Annotated in this window: 5 protein-coding genes; all 5 read left to right on the forward strand. The window is 30.3% G+C overall.

All coding sequences use genetic code 11. The annotated features are described in order from the left end of the window. The first annotated feature begins 2 nt into the window (after window positions 1-2). The 5 genes from QOS07_RS05665 to QOS07_RS05685 all read left to right on the forward strand — a co-directional run bounded on the left by QOS07_RS05665 (window position 3) and on the right by QOS07_RS05685 (window position 6,732). Entirely contained in the window at window positions 3-1,016 is a 1,014-nt protein-coding gene (locus QOS07_RS05665) for an acyltransferase family protein (RefSeq protein WP_283588016.1), read from the forward strand. Window positions 1,017-1,060: 44 nt separating this feature from the next. After that, window positions 1,061-1,753: an acyltransferase family protein gene (locus QOS07_RS05670; RefSeq protein WP_283588017.1), complete on the forward strand. Its 693-nt coding sequence runs from the start codon at window positions 1,061-1,063 to the stop codon at window positions 1,751-1,753. A gap of 450 nt (window positions 1,754-2,203) precedes the next feature. Next, window positions 2,204-3,772, forward strand: a complete 1,569-nt coding sequence (locus QOS07_RS05675; protein WP_283588018.1) for a hypothetical protein — start codon at window positions 2,204-2,206, stop codon at window positions 3,770-3,772. A 247-nt stretch (window positions 3,773-4,019) separates the two neighbouring features. Continuing rightward, window positions 4,020-4,991, forward strand: coding sequence for a glycosyltransferase family 2 protein (locus QOS07_RS05680; protein ID WP_283588019.1), 972 nt, complete (start codon window positions 4,020-4,022; stop codon window positions 4,989-4,991). A gap of 64 nt (window positions 4,992-5,055) precedes the next feature. Continuing rightward, window positions 5,056-6,732 carry a hypothetical protein gene (locus QOS07_RS05685; protein ID WP_283588020.1) on the forward strand — a complete coding sequence of 559 codons (1,677 nt, stop codon included), beginning with the start codon at window positions 5,056-5,058 and terminating at the stop codon, window positions 6,730-6,732. The last annotated feature ends 239 nt before the right edge of the window (window positions 6,733-6,971 follow it).

Below are 6,971 nucleotides of genomic sequence, written 5' to 3' on the forward strand. Positions count from 1 at the left end.
AAATGGATAAGGAAAACAGTGGTATACATCAGGGGAGGCTTTTGTGGGTAGATATTGCTAAATGTATTGCAATACTTTTAATGGTTATTGGCCATGAGGTAAATGATCTAAGCACACTGCATGTTATAATATTTTCGTTCCATATGCCTCTTTTTTTTATTCTGTCTGGCTATACATCATCAAGGGTAAGCAATTGGCAAAAATTTTTTAAGAAGTTGCAAAAAAACTTTATTCATGTTTGGATACTTGCTGTGATAATGATAATTATGCTTGGAATCGAAAACTTGATTTTTCTGAAGGAATTTAGTTTTAGTAGTTTTTGCCAAAGCGTTTTTAAAGGAGTTGTGTGGGGGTCAAATATCCCAGCAATTGGCTTAATGAGTGTTGGTGTTATGTGGTTTTTATTTGTTTTCTTTTGGGCAAAGTTATTATTTGATGTACTGCAGATATATCTTCCAGATATAGGAATTGGAATAGTTTTATTTATTGCTTCAGCAATTTCGTACATCTGTTGTAACAATTTTAAAAACTATTTACCACAAGCATTTGATATTGTCCCTTTTGCAGCATTGTTTATGTGGATGGGGTTAGTAGCTAGGAAAATTGCATCTCAAAAGGTGAGCAATACTTGGATTAGGTGGATTGTTGGAATAGCATTGCTTTACTGGATTATATGTATTATGCTCCATCTTAATATTGAGATGTCCATTAGACACTATCCACTTTTTGTTGTTACTCTTATTGAAGCTGCAGCAGGTACTTTATTAGTGTGTTTATTATCAAAATGGCTTGTTTTATTTGGATTCTCTAGAGTGTTTCGAATTATAGGACAGCATACTTTAGCTGTGATGTGTATTCACCATTTAGACTTATTTTGGACTAATTGGGGAGCTTATATTCACAGCTGGCCGTTGGCAGCTGTACTTCGACTAATTATTGATCTCTTACTCTTATGCATGTTCCTAGGCGTCAAAAGAGTTTTTGAATACAAACATATCAGTATAAAAAATTCATAGGATGCTTATAAGCATAAGATGATAATTTTTTAAGGGAGGAAATTGTGAGAAAGAAAAGGATCGAATGGATAGACTATGTGCGTTGTATTAGTATGGTAATGATTATTGTTTGTCACACATATGCACCCAGTTTTCTACGGAATTTTTTATTTGCAGTTAATGTTCCAGTATTTTTTGTTCTTTCTGGATATTTAACAAGAGAAAAGAAAATTACTGAGACCATGAAAAATGGCTTCTTTACATTACTTATTCCGTATATTGTAACAGTGCTCATTATGTTTTTAATTTCATTAATAAGTCTACAAAGACATGTTAAAGGAATGATTACGACTGATAATTGGTATCATTATATAATAGCTGGATTGTACGGTATAGGGGCACCAACTAATCAGTCAATTATACCAAATGCAAATATTCCAGCGATTGGTGCAATTTGGTTCCTGTTAGCCATGTATTTTGGAAACGTAATTTATCAAATTGTACTTAGGTTTTCGAATAGATTTTCAAGCAACATATCTTCGGTAATTCTTATTTTCCTTAGTGTTGTATTTGCAATATCAGGATTTACTATTAGTCATTTTGTTCAGCTGCCGTGGTCGATTGGTGCAGCATTTATAAGTATTGCTTTTTATGTTGCAGGACATTTAATTAGAAAATATGATTTTATGAATATTAATAATCAAAACTTGCTTTTTTCTTTATTTGGCCTTTTATATATGGACTATAGCAACGATTGAGGGACCATTTGGGGTTGTTGACGGTATCGCCGCACATCCCTTTATTGCAATGCTTGGAGCAATTGGTGGTAGCTATTTTTTGATGTATTTTATTAAAACTTTAAGCTTATATGTTAATATACCACTTTTAGCAAAATTAGGTAGATTAGCACTAATTACACTCTCTATTCATATTATCTTTTTAAATTTATTTAGTGATACCGTCTTTTTGTCTCGAAAGATGTTAGAATATCACCTTCTTCCTGAAATAATTGGAATACTGCTTGATATCTATCGTGTTGTGTTTTGTTGGATACTAACTTTAATATTGTCAAAGTTTAAACTAGTTAATAAATTATTTGCGATTCGATAATTTTTATTGCCTAGCATATAATATTATTTGAAAATGTTACAGAGAGAAACTATCTAATAATATATAGCTTTGATTTTTTATATTTTAAAGGTGAAAAAATGAAAAAAAAGATTGTTTATCTTGCTCAAGTAATTATATTTTTATTTCTGTTAATTTATTTTACACAAATCTCGCCCCTTCAGCCCTTTGATGGTGACGACTGGCGATATATTGGTAATATTCGGCCACCATTTCCAATGTGGGGAGCTTGGAATCCTACAAGAGTTTTGGCTGAAGTCCTTATGCCTATAGGAGGGTATATTGGAGCATTTATAGTTTACCCTATTAGTGGAAATTATATTTGGTCATTATCGGTTACTGAAGCAGTAATTGTTTCTATTTTTATTATTGCCATGCTTTTTCTCTTTTATAATTTTTTATTTAAGAGGTTTAATTTAAGTAACTTATATGCATTAGCTGGGGAAATAATTTTCTTTATTTCTTGCTTTTTGTTGTTTAAACATTTAAATACATCAAGCTATACATTTTTCTGGACTGTAGATCTATCATGTGATTTCTATTATTTAATACCAGGATTACTAAATGCATCTGTTATTTTATTCATTTTACAGTATGATGATTTTGTAAAAGAGTTTCGGAAATTTAGTGATTTAAAAAAGGGCTTATTCATTTTAGCTGTATACTTTTCAATCTTTTCAAGTACACAACTTAGTATAATTCTCGCTACTTTTTCATTTTTACAAGTTGTCCAAATTCTATTATCGGAAAAACATTTGAATCAAGATTGGCAGACTACGTTTGTAAAGTGTCTAGGAAAAGTAAGAATTTATCTTGTAATCCTTATTGTTTGGCTAGTCAGTTTACTTTTTGAATTAAGTGGTCAGAGAGCTTCAAATCGTACAACTATGGTTAAAGGGACGCTAACCGAAAAGTTAAATGGAGTTTTTGCACAGTTTAAAACTTTATTATCAGAAATGAATAGTAAAATCTTAATATGTTTTGCATTAATGATAATTTTATTCGTTATTTTTGAAACATATCAATATTTCTTTAAGCAACGGAGTAGTGAAATAGCCCTTTTCTTAAAAGTAGCCTTTGGAAGCATGGTTTGCTTACTACTTTCTTTAACGTACTTATTCCTAGCGTATATAAAGGCTGGAAGCGAATATGTAAGCCGGCCTGATGCAATGTGGGCACCTATCTTTTTCTTTTTGTTTTTAACAAATTTGAGTTTTATATTTATTTTTCGCAATATTAACTTTGTAAAAATGTTGTTACCGTTAGTGATTACTTTAGGAAGTGTTTTAGCATTTAATTTTAATTATCCACCTAAGTATCCAAATAACGCTAACCATGATGCAAAAACAGTAAGAAATGTTAATAATTATATACTTAATCAAATTGTTCTTGCAGATAAGCATGGAAAATCAAAGGTTACTGTAAAAGTTCCGCTGGATGACCCTAGAGCTTCTTCTAAATTTCCAGCTTCAAATTGGCCTCATCCATATGCAATGGCAAGATATCTACAAGATACTCTATATAATCATCATATTACTCGAACTAGAATGCAAATCATTTTTAAACCTGATAAGTCAGTTAATGATAAATTATATGAAAATTCTAAGCATCAGCAACAGTTAACTCCGCTGGAACAAAATTATTTTTAGAAATGAATAATTTAATAATATTGAAAATTGCATTTAATTATCTATTTTTCTATAAATGTGTATTAAATTAAGAGTCAGTTGGGTGTATACCTTATATTATGAATAACTTTAATTGGCTTGAATGGTAAGCAGTAAGTATAATTCTAGGTGTTATTTAATTCTGGTACTATTAATATAAAATCAATTGTGAATTAGCACTTTACTAGCAAAAAAGAAATAACGTAGATGAGAGGCTTGGGATGAAAGCATGGATGTTTTAACGATTGTTATACCTTGTTTCAATGAGCAAGAAGTGCTGCCTGAAACGGTAAAAGAGATTGGTAATATTTTAACTAGTCTTATTAAAAATAGAAAAATTGATAGGAGAAGTAAGATACTCTTTGTAAATGACGGGAGTACAGATAATACTTGGAATTTAATTTCCAAATATTCAAAAACATATTATTACGTTGCAGGAATAAAATTCACTAAAAATTACGGTCATCAGAATGCATTAATTGCAGGGATGACAGCTGCAGTTAGATACTCTGACATGATTATTACCATTGATGCCGATCTTCAAGATGATGTTAATGCAATTCCTAAGATGGTTAAAAAGTATTATGAAGGTTTTGATGTTGTTTATGGTGTTAGAAATAGTCGTCAAACCGATACTTTCTTTAAACGAAAAACTGCATTAACTTTTTATAAATTAATGCGGAAATTAGGTGTCAATTTGGTACCAAATTCGGCTGATTATAGACTTCTAAGTAAACGCGCAACAGATAGCTTGCTAGCTTTTAAAGAAAGAAATCTTTTCTTGAGAGGAATGGTTCCTTTAATAGGATATAAATCGGCAAAAGTTTTTTATGCGCGAAAGGAACGCTACGCTGGTAAATCAAAATATCCATTAAATAAAATGATACATTTTGCTTTGGATGGTATTACTTCTTTTTCAATTGCACCGATTCATTTGATATTATATTTAGGCATAGTAACAGTGATTATAAGTGTTATGTGTATGATATATACAATTATAGAGAAAGTGGCAGGGCATGTTGTAAGCGGCTGGTCTTCTCTTATGATATCTATCTGGTTACTTGGAGGAGTCCAATTAATTTCCATTTCAGTAATTGGTGAATATATTGGGAAAATATTTTCTGAAGTTAAACGCCGTCCAAGATTTAATATAGAAGAAGAAACATATACAAAGAAAATGGAAAATACTAGTGATAAATAAAATAATAATCAGTAAAAATTTGTTGATTTCAGGGAGAAAAATTATTTAGTATAAGAGGAAAATTATGAAGCAAATTAAGATATATTTAAAAGAAAATAGTATTTTTTTACTTTTATTATTAATAATCTCTATAGCAGTAGTTTTGCCTCTTTGGATAACTCATCGAATAATTGTTTTTTCTGATTTCTCATTTCATGCCTCAAGAGTTGAGGAAATAGCTAATAATCTAGCAAATGGTAATATATTTACTTTTATTGCAACAAAAACTTTTCATCATTCTGGAGTTGCCACCTTTTTATTTTACCCTTCAATCTTTTTATATCCTTGGGCCTTCTTCTCAATTTTTACAAATCCTATAAATGCATTTTACCTATGGTATTTACTAGTTACGATATTTACGTTTTGGATTGCATACCAATGTATGCTTTCTTTTTCCAATAATAAGAATCAATCTTTTATTTTTTCATTATTATATACACTGGTACCTTATCGTTTATATCTAGGTACATCGGTATTTGGCGAATTTCTAGCATTCACATTTTTACCAATAGTTTTTTTAGGAGTATATAAGATATTATTTGAGAAAGACGGGAATATACAGTGGTGGATTTTATCTATTGGCTTAAGCTTAGTTGGATATTCACATTTACTAAGTGTTTTTTTGAGCATACAGTTTTTAATAATAATTTTCATTTTTGCCCTTTTTACGAAAAAAATTAATAAAAAGAGGCTTCTCTCACTATTAAAATCTGCTGCTTTAACACTTGTATTAGTTTTCTTTGAAATTATTCCCTTTTTACAATCATTTAAGAATATATACTCTCCAAATCAAGGGCTGGCTTTTACAACAAAGGCTCAAGATTTTGTTGTAAGTTCATTTACTAACTTGGAAGGCAATTCTTCTATAGGATTTATCCTATTGGTTGTTCTATTTGTAGGTTATTTTCTTTTGAGAGATTGGACATATAAATTGATATATTTCCTTGGAATTCTTTCTTGTGCGTTAGCCACTTCAATTTTTCCTTGGAGAATATTTGCTTCATCGCCTTTATCGGTAATTCAGTTGACATTTAGGTATTTGTCTTATGCTAGTTTATTTTTATCGGCTGTTGGTTCCAAAATTTTAATAAAACTTTGGATAAATAGTAAAACTAAATCATTGGCAGCACTCTTTTCTCTTTTTGCAATATTCTTTGCCTTATTAGTGTCAAAGCCTAATATAGTAAATTTGAGGAATTTTAGTAGTCAAGATATGATTTCAAAAAAATCTATTCATCCTGTAAAAACAATACCTTTGACGACTGTTGTGGATAAAAAAAACTATAAAAGAATATTTAACTATTCAGTAATTTATGGTGAACATGACTATTATCCTAATCAAGCTGTTAGTAGGAAAAGTATAAAATCAATCCTTAATAATAAATTATTAGTGAACGGGGAAAATACGAATTATAAATTGCATACTTATCCTAATTACTTACTATATACCATAGAATTAAAAAAGAATTCTAGTGTGGATTTACCGGCTCTTAGCTATAATGGGACATTTGTAAAAGTAAATGGCGCAATAAAACATTATAAGACCAGTAATCGTGGAACAGTTAAAATAAATTTGAGAAAAGGTCAAAATCAAATTAAGATAGGGTATAGGCCATGGATCGTTTATTATATTGCAGTAATGGTTGCTGTTATAACTTGGTTGGGGTTGCTTTATTCTTTTATCATTAGGATGCAAAGTTGAGCTAGTATTAAAATTTAACATAGTTATTTCATTTGCAAAGGGCGGTTATAAAATGGGACTATGACATAAGTCCCTTCAAATAGAAGAACCGTTCGGAATTTTCGTGAAAATTCTGAACGGCTCTTTCTTTTTCGAAAATTATTGTAAGCACACCATAACGATACGTATTGAAAAAGGCGGTCGTGATCCTCAAGCTTGGATCACGATCGCCCTACTTATTGGTGACAATTCTCTTGAAT

Source organism: Limosilactobacillus viscerum (genome assembly GCF_947387525.1).
Taxonomy (GTDB): domain Bacteria; phylum Bacillota; class Bacilli; order Lactobacillales; family Lactobacillaceae; genus Limosilactobacillus; species Limosilactobacillus viscerum.